Origin of the sequence: Ancylobacter koreensis (assembly GCF_023016525.1) — a bacterium.
GTDB lineage: Bacteria > Pseudomonadota > Alphaproteobacteria > Rhizobiales > Xanthobacteraceae > Ancylobacter > Ancylobacter koreensis.
Genome location: NZ_JALKCG010000001.1, coordinates 1,165,250 through 1,179,495 on the forward strand (window position 1 = coordinate 1,165,250; position 14,246 = coordinate 1,179,495).

General features: G+C 69.5%; 16 protein-coding genes. 6 read left to right on the forward strand and 10 right to left on the reverse strand.

The window, feature by feature from the left end:
* Genes MWN33_RS05345 through MWN33_RS05355 form a run of 3 tightly spaced genes read left to right on the forward strand, consistent with a single transcriptional unit; the run spans nucleotide 1 to nucleotide 3,436 of the window.
* Entirely contained in the window at nucleotides 1-1,164 is a 1,164-nt protein-coding gene (locus MWN33_RS05345; protein ID WP_247199368.1) for an ABC transporter permease, read from the forward strand.
* 11 nt (nucleotides 1,165-1,175) lie between these two features.
* On the forward strand, nucleotides 1,176-2,792 hold the full coding sequence (locus MWN33_RS05350) for an ABC transporter ATP-binding protein (protein WP_247199370.1): 1,617 nt from the start codon (nucleotides 1,176-1,178) through the stop codon (nucleotides 2,790-2,792).
* Nucleotides 2,789-3,436: an NUDIX domain-containing protein gene (locus tag MWN33_RS05355; RefSeq protein WP_247199372.1), complete on the forward strand. Its 648-nt coding sequence runs from the start codon at nucleotides 2,789-2,791 to the stop codon at nucleotides 3,434-3,436. Before MWN33_RS05350 ends, MWN33_RS05355 begins: the two co-directional genes overlap by 4 nt.
* Here the strand turns inward: MWN33_RS05355 and MWN33_RS05360 are convergent.
* The 8 genes from MWN33_RS05360 to MWN33_RS05395 all read right to left on the reverse strand — a co-directional run bounded on the left by MWN33_RS05360 (nucleotide 3,433) and on the right by MWN33_RS05395 (nucleotide 10,119).
* Entirely contained in the window at nucleotides 3,433-4,296 is an 864-nt protein-coding gene (locus MWN33_RS05360) for a C40 family peptidase (RefSeq protein ID WP_247199374.1), read from the reverse strand. The genes MWN33_RS05355 and MWN33_RS05360 overlap by 4 nt on opposite strands.
* 37 nt (nucleotides 4,297-4,333) lie before the next feature.
* The gene (locus tag MWN33_RS05365; protein ID WP_247199375.1) at nucleotides 4,334-4,684 is read right to left on the reverse strand and encodes a MarR family transcriptional regulator; all 351 of its coding nucleotides are present in this window, start codon (nucleotides 4,682-4,684) and stop codon (nucleotides 4,334-4,336) included.
* Nucleotides 4,685-5,001: 317 nt separating this feature from the next.
* Nucleotides 5,002-6,378, reverse strand: a complete 1,377-nt coding sequence (locus MWN33_RS05370; protein ID WP_247199377.1) for a leucyl aminopeptidase family protein — start codon at nucleotides 6,376-6,378, stop codon at nucleotides 5,002-5,004.
* Between the two features lie 23 nt (nucleotides 6,379-6,401).
* Complete coding sequence (locus MWN33_RS05375) at nucleotides 6,402-6,989, reverse strand: histidine phosphatase family protein (RefSeq protein WP_247199379.1); 588 nt, start codon at nucleotides 6,987-6,989, stop codon at nucleotides 6,402-6,404.
* Complete coding sequence (locus MWN33_RS05380; protein WP_247199380.1) at nucleotides 6,986-7,597, reverse strand: hypothetical protein; 612 nt, start codon at nucleotides 7,595-7,597, stop codon at nucleotides 6,986-6,988. Before MWN33_RS05380 ends, MWN33_RS05375 begins: the two co-directional genes overlap by 4 nt.
* A 26-nt stretch (nucleotides 7,598-7,623) precedes the next feature.
* Nucleotides 7,624-8,439 carry an enoyl-ACP reductase FabI gene (gene fabI, locus MWN33_RS05385; protein WP_247199797.1) on the reverse strand — a complete coding sequence of 272 codons (816 nt, stop codon included), beginning with the start codon at nucleotides 8,437-8,439 and terminating at the stop codon, nucleotides 7,624-7,626.
* Between the two features lie 240 nt (nucleotides 8,440-8,679).
* The gene (locus MWN33_RS05390) at nucleotides 8,680-9,627 is read right to left on the reverse strand and encodes a DnaJ C-terminal domain-containing protein (protein WP_247199382.1); all 948 of its coding nucleotides are present in this window, start codon (nucleotides 9,625-9,627) and stop codon (nucleotides 8,680-8,682) included.
* A gap of 87 nt (nucleotides 9,628-9,714) precedes the next feature.
* Nucleotides 9,715-10,119 (reverse strand): RT0821/Lpp0805 family surface protein, encoded by a 405-nt coding sequence (locus MWN33_RS05395; RefSeq protein WP_247199384.1) that lies wholly within the window; start codon nucleotides 10,117-10,119, stop codon nucleotides 9,715-9,717.
* Between the two features lie 144 nt (nucleotides 10,120-10,263).
* Between MWN33_RS05395 and pdxH the strand changes: the two genes are divergently transcribed.
* Nucleotides 10,264-10,890: a pyridoxamine 5'-phosphate oxidase gene (pdxH, locus tag MWN33_RS05400; RefSeq protein ID WP_247199385.1), complete on the forward strand. Its 627-nt coding sequence runs from the start codon at nucleotides 10,264-10,266 to the stop codon at nucleotides 10,888-10,890.
* A gap of 70 nt (nucleotides 10,891-10,960) precedes the next feature.
* On the forward strand, nucleotides 10,961-11,704 hold the full coding sequence (locus MWN33_RS05405) for an SDR family NAD(P)-dependent oxidoreductase (RefSeq protein ID WP_247199387.1): 744 nt from the start codon (nucleotides 10,961-10,963) through the stop codon (nucleotides 11,702-11,704).
* 38 nt (nucleotides 11,705-11,742) lie between these two features.
* Here the strand turns inward: MWN33_RS05405 and MWN33_RS05410 are convergent, their stop codons facing one another.
* Complete coding sequence (locus MWN33_RS05410) at nucleotides 11,743-12,720, reverse strand: magnesium transporter CorA family protein (RefSeq protein ID WP_247199390.1); 978 nt, start codon at nucleotides 12,718-12,720, stop codon at nucleotides 11,743-11,745.
* Nucleotides 12,721-12,964: 244 nt separating this feature from the next.
* Nucleotides 12,965-13,198, reverse strand: coding sequence for a hypothetical protein (locus MWN33_RS05415; protein WP_247199391.1), 234 nt, complete (start codon nucleotides 13,196-13,198; stop codon nucleotides 12,965-12,967).
* A 293-nt stretch (nucleotides 13,199-13,491) separates the two neighbouring features.
* Here MWN33_RS05415 and MWN33_RS05420 point away from each other — a divergent pair, with 293 nt between their 5' ends.
* The gene (locus MWN33_RS05420) at nucleotides 13,492-14,094 is read left to right on the forward strand and encodes a L,D-transpeptidase (RefSeq protein ID WP_247199393.1); all 603 of its coding nucleotides are present in this window, start codon (nucleotides 13,492-13,494) and stop codon (nucleotides 14,092-14,094) included.
* Nucleotides 14,095-14,246: the final 152 nt, after the last annotated feature.

Here is a 14,246-nt window from a genome sequence, read left to right on the forward strand (position 1 = left end):
ATGGACGCCGCGAACGCCACCCTGCCGCCGACCGCCCCGGCCACGTCCGCGACGCCCGCCCGCCCGCGCCTGTCGCCGCTCAACCAGCGCCGCTGGGCGAACTTCAAGCGCAACCGGCGTGGCTGGTGGAGCTTCTGGATCTTTTCTGTGCTCTTCATCCTGAGCCTGGGCGCCGAGTTCATCGCCAACGACAAGCCGTTCCTCGTCGAATATGACGGCGGCTATTATTTCCCGGGGCTCAAGGCCTATCCCGAGACGACCTTCGGCGGCGATTTCGAGACCGAGGCGGACTATCGCGATCCCTACCTACAGAAGCTCATCGCGTCGAGCGGCGGCTGGATGATCTGGCCGCCGATCCGCTATTCCTATTCGACGCATAATCTGGACCTTCCCACCCCCGCGCCGTCGCCTCCGACCTGGATGCTGACGGACGCGCAATGCGCGCCGGTGGTGGAGCGGCTGGGCCGCACCGGCGGCTGCGGCGCGCTGGAGTGGAACTGGCTCGGCACCGACGATCAGGGCCGCGACGTGCTGGCCCGGCTCATCTACGGCTTCCGCTTGTCGGTGCTGTTCGGCCTCGTGCTCACCATCATCTCCTCGGTGATCGGCGTGGCGGCGGGGGCAGTGCAGGGCTATTTCGGCGGCTGGACCGACCTTATCTTCCAGCGCGTCATCGAGATCTGGACCTCGATTCCCGCGCTCTACCTGCTGCTGATCATCTCCTCGATCCTCGCTCCCGGCTTCTGGGTGCTGCTCGGCATATTGCTGCTGTTCTCCTGGGTGTCGCTGGTCGGACTGGTGCGGGCCGAATTCCTGCGTGCGCGCAACTTCGAATATGTACAGGCGGCGCGCGCGCTGGGCGTGTCGAACCCGGTCATCATGTGGCGGCACCTGCTGCCCAACGCGATGGTGGCGACACTGACCATGCTGCCCTTCATCGTCTCGTCCTCGGTGATGACGCTGACCGCGCTGGACTTCCTCGGCTTCGGCCTGCCGCCCGGCTCGCCCTCGCTCGGCGAATTGCTGGCGCAGGGAAAATCCAACGTGCAGGCCCCCTGGCTTGGCCTCACCGGCTTCTTCACCGTGGCGATCATGCTGAGCCTGCTGATCTTCATCGGCGAGGCCGTGCGCGACGCCTTCGACCCCAGGAAGACCTTCCAGTGAGCGAGGCGCCGTTGACTGACACCCCCCTCCTCTCCGTCCAGGACCTCTCCGTCGCCTTCACCCAGGGCGGGCGGACGAGCGTCGCGGTCGATCGCGTGTCGTTCGAGGTACATCGCGGGGAGACCGTGGCGCTGGTCGGCGAGAGCGGGTCGGGCAAGTCCGTCACTGCGCTCTCAGTGCTGAAGCTGCTGCAATACCCGGCCGCCAGCCACCCCTCCGGCGCCATCGTCTTCAATGGCGAGAATCTGCTCGCCCTGCCGGAGCACGAGATACGCCGGGTGCGCGGCAACGACATCACCATGGTGTTCCAGGAGCCGATGACCTCGCTCAATCCGTTGCACACGGTCGAGCAGCAGGTCGCCGAAATCCTGTTCCTGCATCGCGGCATGCGCGGCCCGGCGGCGCGGGCACGGGTGATCGAGCTTCTGACCGAGGTCGGCATCCCGGAGCCGGAGACCCGCCTCGGCTCCTACCCGCACCAGCTCTCCGGCGGGCAGCGCCAGCGCGTGATGATCGCCATGGCGCTCGCCAATGAGCCCAAGCTCCTCATCGCCGACGAGCCGACCACGGCGCTGGATGTGACCGTGCAGGCGCAGATCCTCACGCTTCTGAAGGATCTTCAGCGCCGGCTCGGCATGGCGATGCTGTTCATCACCCATGACCTCGGCATCGTGCGCCGCATCGCCGACCGGGTCTGCGTGATGAACCATGGCAAGATCGTCGAGGCCGGCCCGGTGGCGGACATCTTCGCCCGGCCGGAGCATCCTTATACCAAGGCGCTCATCGCCGCCCAGCCGCGCGGCAACCCCGCTCCGCCGCACCCGGAAGCGCCGGTGGTGCTGGAAGCGAAGGACCTCAAGGTCTGGTTCCCGATCAAGGCCGGCGTGCTGCGCAAGACGGTCGGCCACATCAAGGCGGTGGACGGCATTTCGGTGGAGATACGGCGCGGCGAGACGCTTGGCGTCGTCGGCGAGAGCGGGTCGGGCAAGACCACGCTCGGCCTCGCCCTGCTGCGGCTCATCTCGAGCGACGGGCCCATCGTCTTCATGGGCCGGCAGATCGACGTGCTGAACTTCAAGCAGATGCGCGGCCAGCGGCGCGAAATGCAGGTGGTGTTCCAGGACCCGTTCGGCTCGCTCTCCCCGCGCATGTCGGTGTCCGACATCATCGGCGAGGGGCTGCGCGTCCACCAGCCGGGGCTCAGCGACGAGGAGCGCGAGGCCCGCGTCATCGCCGCGCTCAACGATGTCGGGCTCGATCCCGAGGCGCGCCACCGCTACCCCCACGAATTCTCCGGCGGCCAGCGCCAGCGCATCGCCATCGCCCGCGCCATCGTGCTGGAGCCGTCCTTCGTGGTGCTCGACGAGCCGACCAGCGCGCTGGACATGATCGTCCAGGCCCAGATCGTCGACCTGCTGCGCGACCTGCAGAACAAGCGCGGCCTGACCTATCTGTTCATCAGCCACGATCTGCGCGTCGTCGCCGCGCTGGCCTCGCAGGTCATGGTCATGAAGGGCGGCGTGGTGGTGGAGAAGGGGCCGGCCTCCGAACTCTTCGCGGCGCCGAAGACCGACTACACCCGCGCCCTGTTCGCCGCCGCCTTCAATATCGAGACTGCCGCGTCATGAGCGCACGCGCACGGCCGGAGCCGCTGGCCGACCGCGCGATTCCCGTCGAGACCAGCGCGCCGGAATCGGTCGGTACGGGCTTCCGCCCCTATCACCGCTTCCGGGCGACCTTTGCGGGTGCCGGCGGCGCGCCGCTCTCCCAGCAGCGCGACATATTGCGGGTCGGCCCGGTGGTCGGCGTGCTGGCCTACGATCCGGCCAAGGACTGCTTCGTGTTGATCCGCCAGTTCCGCCTCGGCGCCGAACTCGCCACCGGCAGCGGCGAACTGGTCGAGATCGCTGCCGGACTGATCGAGCCGGGCGAGGATGCCGCCGTGGCGGCCGGGCGGGAATGCCGAGAAGAGATCGGCGTCGCCCCGCGCGCGCTGCTGCCCATGCTCAGCTTCCTGCCGTCGCCCGGCGTCACCGACGAATTCGCCACGCTCTATCTCGGCCTCGTCGATTCGCGCGACGTGCCGGCCGAGGCCGGCGAGCCCGGCGAGACCGAGCACACGCGGCCGTTCCTCGTGCCGGTGGACGAGGCGATGGCGGAACTGGCCGCGCCGTTTCCCGCGCGCGTCGCCAATGGTTTCGTGCTGATCGCGCTGCAATGGTTCGCGCTGAACCGGGCGCGGGTGGCCGCCTTCGTGGCGGAGGCCGGCTAAAGACGGCGCACGCTGCGCAGCTTCGTGCCGCCGGCCTCGATGCGGGCGAGGGCGGCGGCGAGCGGCTCGTGTACCACCGACATGGTGAAGGCGGTGGCGTGCAGCAGGGTCGCGCCGTCCTGGACGATGCCGACATGGCCGGGCCAGAACAGCAGGTCGCCGCGTTGCAGCGCGTCGAGGTCGCCCGAGAAGTCGACCGACCGGCCGACCGCCTTTTCCTGCATGTCGGTGTCGCGCGGCGCCGCGATGCCCGCGGCGGCGAGCGCGACCTGCACGAGGCCCGAACAGTCCAGCCCGAGGCTGGAGCGGCCGCCCCAGAGATAGGCGGCGCCGAGGAAGCGCGCGGCGACCTCGACGAAATCGGCCTCCTGCGTCTCCAGCGGGGCGAGGTGGTCGGCGAAGATGAAGCCGCCTGCCTCCGTCACCGCGAAGCGCTCGCGCGTGCCGGTGATCGCCAGCCGACTGCCAAGCGAGAGGAGTTCTGTCGGCGGCAGCTTTATCGACGGGCCGGGGAAGACCGGCGTTCGCAGCGCCCGCACGCGATGGGTCGCCGACGCGCCGGGCGGGAAGAGCGCTTCGGCGGGCAGCCAGCCGACATAGGCGTCACCGTCGAGCTGGCCCCAGGCCCAGCCTTCCATCGTGGTCTCGTAGACCGTGACGGTCTCGCCGAAGAGGGCTTCCGTCGCCAGCGGCGCCAGCGGATCGGGCTCCTTGCGCACCGGCACGCCGGGCCGGCTGACCAAGCGCCGCTCGCCGGCGACGAAGCTTTCCGCCTCGACGAGGCCCTTGAGGTGGAGGGCGGCAACGTCCGGGCGGGCCGGGGTCAGTCGCGGGTCGAGGCCGTCGGGCAGAGAGGTCATCGGGTAGTCACTCGGTAGGAAGATCAGACGCGGAAGGTCAGCGCGGCAGCGCGCGGGCGGTGGCGACCACGAGATCGCCGAGCCGCTCCACGAAGAGCGCGCCTTCCACCGTACGCTGGATGATGACGTTCCGTCGATCCGCCTCGTCGCGGCGGCGCGACAGCAGCCCGAGATGGCCCATCGTGTCGAGGGCGCGGGTGATCACCGGCTTGGTGACGCCGAGCCGGGCGGCCAGGCCGCGCACCGTGTGCGGCGGGGCTTCCAGATAGACGCCGAGCAGAATGGCGAGCTGGCGCGGGCTGAGGTCGGGCGCGTCGTCGCGCACCTGCGCGAGCGAGAGCTCGTGCAGGAGGCGCAATGCCTGCGATGGTCGCAGCTCGACCGCCATGATGGCCCGTCCCCGGCCCCTGAACCGCGCCGCAATCGTTACGGCTACGGATTGTTCGCCGGAATATGCGGCGCGCGCGCCGAAGAAATCCTTAACAGGCGAGGGAGATGACGCAGCGTCTGCGGGGCGCACGCCATGGGGGCAACAGAGCCGAAGGCGGCGCGCGGTCTCCTCCCATCACACCGTCATCCCCGGGCTTGACCCGGGGATCCACGACTTGAGGCGCCGCCACGCCGCGAGAAGGCGTGGATGGCCGGGTCAAGCCCGGCCATGACGGTGCTTATTGCCCCCCGCGCGGCTCGCGAGCGGCTGTCCCGTCAGCCAAAGCGCTCCGCAATCAGCGCGTCGAGGGCGCGGATGGTCTGCGCTTCCCCGCCTTCCGGCCGGCCGGGGCGGGAGGAGGGGTTCCAGGCATAGATGTCGAGATGCAGCCAGGCGCCGGCGCGCTCGACGAAGCGCTGGAGGAACAGCGCGGCGGTGATCGAGCCGGCGAAGCCCCCGCCCGGCGCGTTGTTGAGGTCGGCGATCTTGCTGTCGAGCATGGAGGCATAGGGCTGCCAGAGCGGCAGCCGCCAGGAGGGGTCGGCCTCGGCAGCGCCGTGGCGGGCGAGGTCGGCGGCGAGGCCGTCATCCTCGGTATAGGCGGGCGGAAGCTGCGGCCCGAGCGCCACGCGCGCCGCGCCGGTGAGCGTCGCGAAGTCGATCAGCAGTTCGGGCGCCTCCTCGTCGGCGAGGCTGAGCGCGTCGGCGAGGATCAGCCGGCCCTCGGCGTCGGTATTGCCGATCTCGACGGTGAGGCCCTTGCGCGAGGGGAACACGTCGCCGGGGCGGAAGGCCGAGCCGTCGATGGCGTTCTCCACCGCCGCGATGATGAGGCGCAGGCGCACGGGAAGCCCGCGGCCCATGATCATCTGCGCGAGGCCGAGCGCATTGGCCGCCCCGCCCATGTCCTTCTTCATCAGCAGCATGCCGCTCGACGGCTTGATGTCGAGCCCGCCCGTGTCGAAGGCGACGCCCTTGCCGACCAGCGTCACCTTGCGCGCGTTCGGGTCGCCCCAGCTCAGGTCGATGAGGCGCGGGGCGCGCGGCGAGGCGCGCCCGACCGCGTGGATCAGCGGGAAATTGGCGGCGAGCAGGTCCTCGCCGGCCGTCACATTGATCTCGGCGCCGAAGCGGGCGGCGAGTGCGCGGGCCGCCGCCTCGATCTCGGCCGGGCCGAGGTCGTTGGCGGGGGTGTTGACAAGGTCGCGGGTCAGCGTCACCGCCTCCGCCGTGCGCCGCACATAGGCCTCGTCCACGCCGTCGGGAACCACGAGGCGTACATCGTTGCCTGGCCGCTTGCCGTAGCGGGTGAAGCGGTAGCCGCCGAGCAGGAAGCCAAGCGCGGCAAGGCGCGGATCGGCCGGGGGATGAGCGACGGCGTAGTCGCCGGCCGGCAGGGCGGTGGCGAGCTTGCCGAAGGCGAGCGGATCGCGTGGAGCAGCCTCGGTGCCGAACAGCACGCCGGCGATGGAGCCGTCGGCGGCGGGCAGCACCAGCAGCGCGCCGGGCTCGGCCTTGTAACCCGATGCCTCGGCGAAGGCGAGCGCGGGGGCGGCCAACAGGCCCGCGACCTCGCGCCAGTTCTGCGGCCTCACGCACCAGATCGGGCGGGGATTGGCGGCCTCCTCGGCCCGGATCAGCGCGGCAGCCATGGCGACATCTCCCTCAGGCGGCGTCAGGCGACGGCCAGCTCGAACGCCCCGTTCTCGATCAGGTAGACCGCGCCCTGGCGCACGGGCAGCTCCACCGCCTCGGCGGCCGGCATGCCGGCGAAGGCGTGCAGCATCGCCCGCACCACCCCGCCATGTGTCACCACCACGCTGTCGCCGGTCAGCTCGGCGATGGCGGCGAGCACGCGGGTGGAAAGGTCGACATAGTTCTCGCCGCCCGGCGGGGTGTAGTTCCACGGATCGGCGTCGCGGGCGGCGAGGTTTGCCGGGTCGCGCCGGCGCAGCTCCGGCCAGGTGGAACCCTCCCAGCGGCCGAAGCTGATCTCGCGCAGGCGCGGGTCGCGGCGGAAGCCGTCCGGCGGCAGGCCGAGCTCGCCGCGCAGGATCGCCATGGTCTGCGAGGCGCGGCTCAGCGGGCTCGCCACGAAGTCGAGGCCGCGCGCGCCGCGGCTCAGCCGCTCCACCACGCGCGCTGCATCGGCCGCCTGCTCGCGTCCGAGATCGTTGAGCGGGATGTCGTGCGTGCCCTGCAGCCGGCCGGCAAGGTTCCAGTCGGTCTCGCCATGCCGGACGAGGAAGATGCGTCTCATCATTTCGAGGGGAGCGCCACGACGTGCGTGTAGCTGGGGCCGTTCAGCGGGTAAGTGACGCGCAGCGTCACGCTCGACCCGCGCGGTGCACGGCCGGTGGCGAAGACGCGCGCGCCGCCCGCCATGCGGCCGACGCAGCGGCGCGCGCCGGCATCGGTGCCGGTGGCGAGGAAGGAGCCGATATCCTGCGTGATCTTCACGCCGGCCGGCGCGCTCATCACGCGGATGCGGGGGGTCTGCGTCATCTGGCACAGCCGGTCGGCGGTGCCGGCGGCGAAGATCATGCGGCCCTGGCCGCCGCCGGTGAGGAAGGCGACCCGGTCGCGGTCATTGCGCCCGTTGCTGGGGCTTACATAGCCGGGAAAGATCGCGCCGCCGAAGCCGAAGATGCGGTCGAGCAGCGGGTATTGCTGGAAGTTGGGCGGGACGCCGCGATCCTGCGCGTCCGGGCCCGGCACGAAGGGCAGACCCGAGCCCGGCGGCGGGCCGATGACGATGGAGCCGTCCTGCTGCGCGCGCGCGGGCGCGACGAAGGCGGGCATCGCCAGCGCGGCCAGCGCGGCGGCAGTCAGCAGAAAACGCGATATCCGGGAAAGGCCGGCCTTCGACATGACGCCATGCTCCGCGATTGGGCGCTTCACTCGCGATCGAGGGTGAGGTCGGGCGCCTCGGGGTTCTTCATCCCGACGATATGATAGCCGGCGTCGACATGATGTACCTCGCCGGTCACAGCGCGGCCGAGATCGGAAAGGAAATAGACGCCGGCATCGCCGACCTCGTCCACCGTCACCGTGCGGCGCAGCGGCGCGTTCAGCTCGTTCCACTTCAGTATGTAGCGGAAATCGCCGATGCCGGAGGCGGCCAGCGTCTTGATCGGGCCGGCCGAGATGGCGTTGACGCGGATGTTCTTCGGGCCGAGATCGGCGGCGAGGTAGCGCACGCTCGCCTCCAGCGCCGCCTTGGCGACGCCCATGACGTTGTAGTGGGGCATCCACTTCTCGGCGCCGTAATAGGTGAGCGTCAGCATGGAGCCGCCCTCCGTCATCAGCTTCTCGGCGCGCTGGGCGACGGCGGTGAAGCTGTAGCAGGAGATCAGCATGGTCTTGCTGAAATTGTCGGCCGTGGTGTCGACATAGCGCCCGTCCAGCTCGTTCTTGTCCGAGAAGGCGATGGCGTGGACGAGGAAGTCGAGCCCCCCGAGCTGGCGCTGGGTCTCTTCGAACACCGCGTCGATGGTCGCGGGGTCGGTGACGTCGCAATGGCCGACGACGGCGGCGTCGAGCTCGGCCGCCAAAGGCTCGACCCGCTTCTTCAGCGGTTCGCCCTGATAGGTGAAGGCGAGCTTCGCGCCCTGCGCATGGGCGGCCTTGGCTATGCCCCAGGCGATGGAGCGGTTGTTCGCCACTCCCATCACCAGGCCGCGCTTTCCGCTCATCAATCCGCCCGATGCCATGCTCACGCCATGCTCCGTCCACGTTACCCACCTTGCGGTGGCGCTGGTTCCTATCGCACAGCAGCAACACCCGCTCAAGCGAGCGCTGGAGAAGCGTTGCGGGCGGCTCACCGGCCGCGGCCGGCAAAGGTAGCGGGCGCCCGCTCAGGCGCCGCCACGGCGGTGTCCTCGTTTCGGTCAGGCGCCGCCGTCGCGGCAAGAGTTCTCAGTCAGGCACCGCGTCGCGGCGAGGTATTCCAGTCAGGCGCCGCTGTCGCGGCGCCGGCGCATCAGTTCTTCAAGCTCCGGGTCGGCCGTCTCGGACAGCACGATGCGGGTGGTGGCCAGCAGGTCGCCGGACGAACCGTCGGCCTTGGGCAGGCCCTTGCCGCGCAGCCGGAAGGTACGCCCCGAACTGGTGCGGGCGGGCACCGAGAGTTCCACCTCGCCGGCGAGCGTGGGCACGCGCACCTTGCCGCCGAGCACCGCCTCGGTGAGCGGCAGCGACACATCGGTGCGCAGGTCCGCGCCCTCGACACGAAAATGGCGGTGGGGCGCGTAGGCAACGATCACATAGGCGTCGCCCGGCGCGCCGCCGAAGGCGCTCGGCTCGCCCTGGCCCTTCATCCGCATGCGGTGGCCCTCGGCCACCCGGGCGGGAATCTTGACCTCGACGGTGCGCCCGTTCGGCAGGTGGACCTTGACCGGCCCGCCTTCGATCACGCGCTCCAGCGCCACCGGCACGGTGATCTCCACATCGTTGCCGCGCGGCGCCTCTCCGCCGCCACGGGCGCGTCCGCGGCCGCCGAGGCCGCCGAGAATATCGGCGATCACGTCGTCGAAGCCGCCGGCCTCGTGAGGGCCGTGGCCGGAGCGGCGCGCGCCCTCAGGGCCATAGGAGAAGCTCTCGAAGATGGTTTCGCCGCGCGGGCCGCGCCGGAAGCCGCCCGGCCCGCCACCGCCGGGGAAGCCCTCGAAGCCGCGCGGTTTGCCCTCGGCGTCGATCTCGCCCCGGTCGTACTGGCCGCGCTTCTCGACGTCGGACAGGATCTCGTGGGCCGAATTCAGCTCGGCGAATTTCTCCTGCGCCTTCGGATCGTCCTTGTTGGCGTCCGGGTGCAGCTTCTTGGCGAGCTTTCGGAAAGCCCGCTTGATCTCGTTCTGGTCGGCGTTGCGGGCAACGCCGAGAATGTCATAGGGATCGCGCATGGATGACCGTTCTCGTCCGGCAGTTCCGGCTCTCCGTCCATGTAGGCACGGTGTTGCCGCAATGCAACGGTCGGACCGTACCGGAGGTCAGCTTCGCTCCAGCATCCGCGCCTGATCGACCTTCCAGGCCCCCTTGGCAGCCTTGCACGCTTCGCCCTGCAGCCATTCCTCGCGCTCCTCGCGCACGAAGCTCATGAGGAATTCGCGGCATTTGCCCCCGCCGTCGGCGGTGCGTTCGGCGAGCGGGGTGACGGTGCCGCGCGTCGAACCGGCGAGGTTCTCCCACGGCACGCTGGGCGCGGAAGCCTTGGTTCCCAAGGCTTCGGTGAGCGCGCCGCGCGCGGCGGTCCAGTCCTCGGTGGCGATGCCCTTGGGGATCGGCTCGCGGGCATAGGCGCTGGTGCGTACCGGCACGGAGCCGGTCGCCATGGTGTCGACGGGCGGCAAGGAGGAGCAGCCCGCGAGCAGCAGCGCGCAGGCGGGCAGGCTCATTGTCGATGCTGCTGTGCGGAACGACGCCGCACGCTTATATGGAGTGTCGCGGTGCGTCGAGGCATCGCCCGTCCGCCCCGCCGTCGTCCGCCGCCTGTGGAACATGCCCATGGGTTCCGTGGTCCAACCGCCGAAGATGCCGCTATGGAAGCCCCCGAAGAGTTAAAATCCGGTGATTTCACCGCCGCCTCCGAGCCGTTTCGTCTGTTTGAGGAATGGTTTGCCGAGGCGAAGGAAAGCGAGCCCAACGATCCCAACGCCATGGCGCTCGCCACCGTCGACGCCGACGGGCTGCCGGATGTGCGCATGGTGCTGCTGAACGCGCGCGACGAGCGGGGTTTCGTCTTCTTCACCAACACCGACAGCGCCAAGGGGCGCGAGCTTGCCGCCGTGCCAAAGGCGGCCGTCGTGTTCCACTGGAAGTCGCTGCGCCGGCAAATTCGGGTGCGCGGCCCGGTCGAGACAGTGAGCGACGCCGAGGCGGACGCCTATTTCGCCACCCGCCCGCGCCTGTCGCAGATCGGCGCCTGGGCGAGCCAGCAGTCGCGCCCGCTGGAAGGGCGCTTCGCGCTGGAGGGGGCCATCGCCAAGGTGACGGCGCAATATGCGCTGGGCAGCGTGCCGCGCCCCCCGCACTGGACCGGCTTCCGCATCCGCCCGCTGCAGGTCGAGTTCTGGCACGACCGGCCGTTCCGGCTGCATGACCGCGTGGTGTTCCGCCGCGAGGCGCCCGGCGAGGGCGAATGGATCCGCACCCGGCTCTTCCCGTGACGGCGACGTCACGCCCTTCCGCTACGCTTTGCCCCTGACACCACCCCCGCGCTGAGCTAAGACAACCGCCATGAACTCCAATCAGCCCCGCCGCACCCTGCTGCTCACCGGCGCCTCGCGCGGCATCGGCCACGCGACCGTCAAGCGCTTCTCGGCCGCCGGCTGGCGCGTCATCACCTGCTCGCGCCATGCCTTCCCGGAGAACTGCCCGTGGGAGATGGGGCCGGAGGATCACATCCAGGTCGACCTTTCCGACCCGCAGGACACGCTGCGCGCGGTGGACGAGATCAAGAGCCGGCTGCCCGAGGGCGAGCTGCACGCGCTGGTGAACAATGCCGGCATATCGCCAAAGGGCACGGGCGGCACGCGCCTCGGCACGCTCAACACGCCGGAGGAAGACTGGCGGCGGGTGTTCCAGGTGAATTTCTTCGCGCCGATCCTGCTCGCCCGCGGCTTGCTCGAAGAGCTGAAGAAGACGCATGGCGCGGTGGTGAATGTCACCTCCATCGCCGGCTCGCGGGTGCACCCTTTCGCGGGCGCCGCCTACGCCACCTCCAAGGCGGCGCTGGCCGGGCTGACGCGCGAGATGGCGGCCGATTTCGGCCGTCTCGGCGTGCGCGTCAACGCCATCGCGCCGGGCGAGATCGACACCTCGATCCTCTCCCCCGGCACCGAGAAGATCGTCGAGCAGATCCCCATGCAGCGCCTCGGCACGCCCGACGAGGTGGCCAAGATCATCTATGTGCTGTGCACCGAGACGTCCTCCTACCTCAACGGGTCGGAGATCCACATCAATGGCGGCCAGCACGTGTGAAGGTGCCTGCGATCATCCCGATGGGATGACCGCGCGCCTCACAGCCATTTCTTCCATTTGAAGAACAGGTAGGGAAGCACCGCCGCCAGCGCCATGGCGCCGAGCGCCAGCGGGTAGCCCCAGCGCTCGTCGAGTTCCGGCATGTGCTGGAAGTTCATGCCGTAGACCGAGGCGATCAGCGTCGGCGGCATCAGCACCACCGACAGCACCGCGAAGATCTTGATGATGTTGTTCTGCTCGATGCCGACCATGCCGAGGGTGGCGTCGAGCAGGAAGGTGATCTTGCCGCCGAGATAGGTGAGGTGGTCGCTCAGCGAGGCGACGTCCCGCTGCATGCTCTTCAAGAGCGCGCGCTGCTCCTTGTCGAAGCGCTGTGCCTCCCCCTCGGTGGCGAGGAAGGTGACGAGCCGCCCGATGGAGACGAGGCTCTCACGCGCCTTGGACGCGAGGTCGCCGCGCCGGCCGAGCTGCTTGAGGATGACGCGGAAGCGCTGGCTGTCGCCGGCGCGGGCGCTTTCGCGCTCGAACACCTGATGCGACACCGCGTCGATTTCCTGCGACAGCCGTTCGATGATGTCGGCGGCGCGGTCGATGATGGTGTCGAGCATGACCAGCAGCAGCCGGTCGCCCTTCATGCCGTCCGGGCAGGTGCGGTCGAGCGTGGCGACCACGACCTTGAAGGGCTTGGGCTCGTCATAGCGCACCGTGGCGAGGCGGCCGCCGGCGAGGATGAAGGTGACCTCGGCGAGGGCGGGAAGCTCGCCCTCGCTGTTGCAGATGACGGAGGCGGTCATGTAGCGCGCGCCGTTCTCGACCCGCAGGCGGCTCGACGGCTCGATCTCGACCATCTCCTCGCGCGTCGGCACGCTGATGCCGAGCGCGGCCTCGACGATGCGGTCCTCACCCTCGCCGGGCTTGAACAGGTCGAGCCACACCGCATCCGGCGGCAGCGCCTCGTCGGGGCCGAGCCGATGGGGCACGAGCGCGCCGGCGCGCACGCTGTAGGCGGTGATCATGCGGTCTCCGAGGCTCCCTCGCTGGCGCCGAACATGCGACGGAACCGGGCGGACCGCCAGCCGGCACGGCGCCGCGCAGGACCGCAACGATTCCCGCGCCTTGCCGTTCCCGACAACGGAACGAGCGCCCGGACGACGGCCTGCGCGCGGATGCGCGCAGGCGGCACCCGGCGAGGGGCGCACCGTCTTCCTTCAGCTCAGGGAGATGAGGCGGCTGTGCGGCACGGCCCTGCGGCCGGCGGCGTCAGGCCGCGAAATATTCGACGTCGCGAAGCGTGACGATTTTGGCTTCCGCGTCTTCGGTCCGCGCCGCGCCCGTCGCAACGGGGGCATCGGATACCGTCTTGGTGGGGCCGGCATAGCGGGCTGCGGCGGCAACCGCGGAAATTCCGATCTCGCGCCATTGGCTGGCTTGCTGCGAACGCTCCCAGCGCTCGCTCGGCCGGCTCGGCTGAGCCGGGGATTCTTCGGTCGACATGTCTTCCTCCGGTGTCTGCTGTCCCGATGAACGGGCAACTGCCGATGAAATGATCGGCGAGTGCGTCGAAAATAAGCAGAATCGCGGTCCCGGATAAGGCCTCGCAGCGCTCTGGAGCGGTTTTCGGCGGGTTTTCGACCTCTTCCAACGTAACTGAGGTATTTCCGCAACAAGTTGCGCCGACAAACTCATGGCGACGTCGTGGCCCCTTCAAGGCCGCACCCACATCGGCTAATCGACATATGGGCTGAGAGACACGCATCCAGGCGTGCAGGCGATTCGGAGCATCGAAAATGGTTTTGCGCGGGGCGGTGGTTGTCCTGTTGGCGGTTCTGCTGGGCGCGTGCAGCAATGCGCAGCGTCAGCCCGCACCGGAGGCGTCGCTGACGCCGCGTGACAAGCAGCTTCTGGCGAATGCGCCCTACAAAAAGGTGCTGCCGCCGGAGATGTACCAGCGCTCGCTCGTCGACTATGCCGGTACCGAGAAGCCGGGCACCATCGTCGTCGATACCGAGAAGAAGTATCTCTATTACGTGCAGGACGGCGGCAAGGCGATCCGCTACGGCGTGACCGTCGGCGAGGAAGGCCTGGCGTTCAAGGGCGAGGCCAAGGTGGGCCGCAAGGCCGAGTGGCCGACCTGGACCCCGACCGCTGAGATCAAGGAGCGCCTGACCGGCGTGCCGAACTTCGTCGGCCCCGGCCCGCACAACCCGATGGGTGCCCGCGCGCTCTACCTCTATCAGGGCAACAAGGACACGCTGTTCCGCATCCACGGCACCAACCAGCCCGAATATATCGGTCAGGCCATCTCCTCCGGCTGCATCCGCATGCTCAACGAGGACGTGATCGACCTCTACACCCGCGTGCCGGCCGGCACCAACGTGGTCGTGCTCTGAGCCGACCCGACGGGTTCCGATACGACAAGGGCGCTGCTGACGGCAGCGCCCTTTTTGTTTGTGCGGTCGTGTTTGTTTATGCGCTCCTGCGCCGTTATCCCGGACGGCCGCAGGCCGATCCGGGATCGTCGCCGGAATGGGGAGCGATCCCG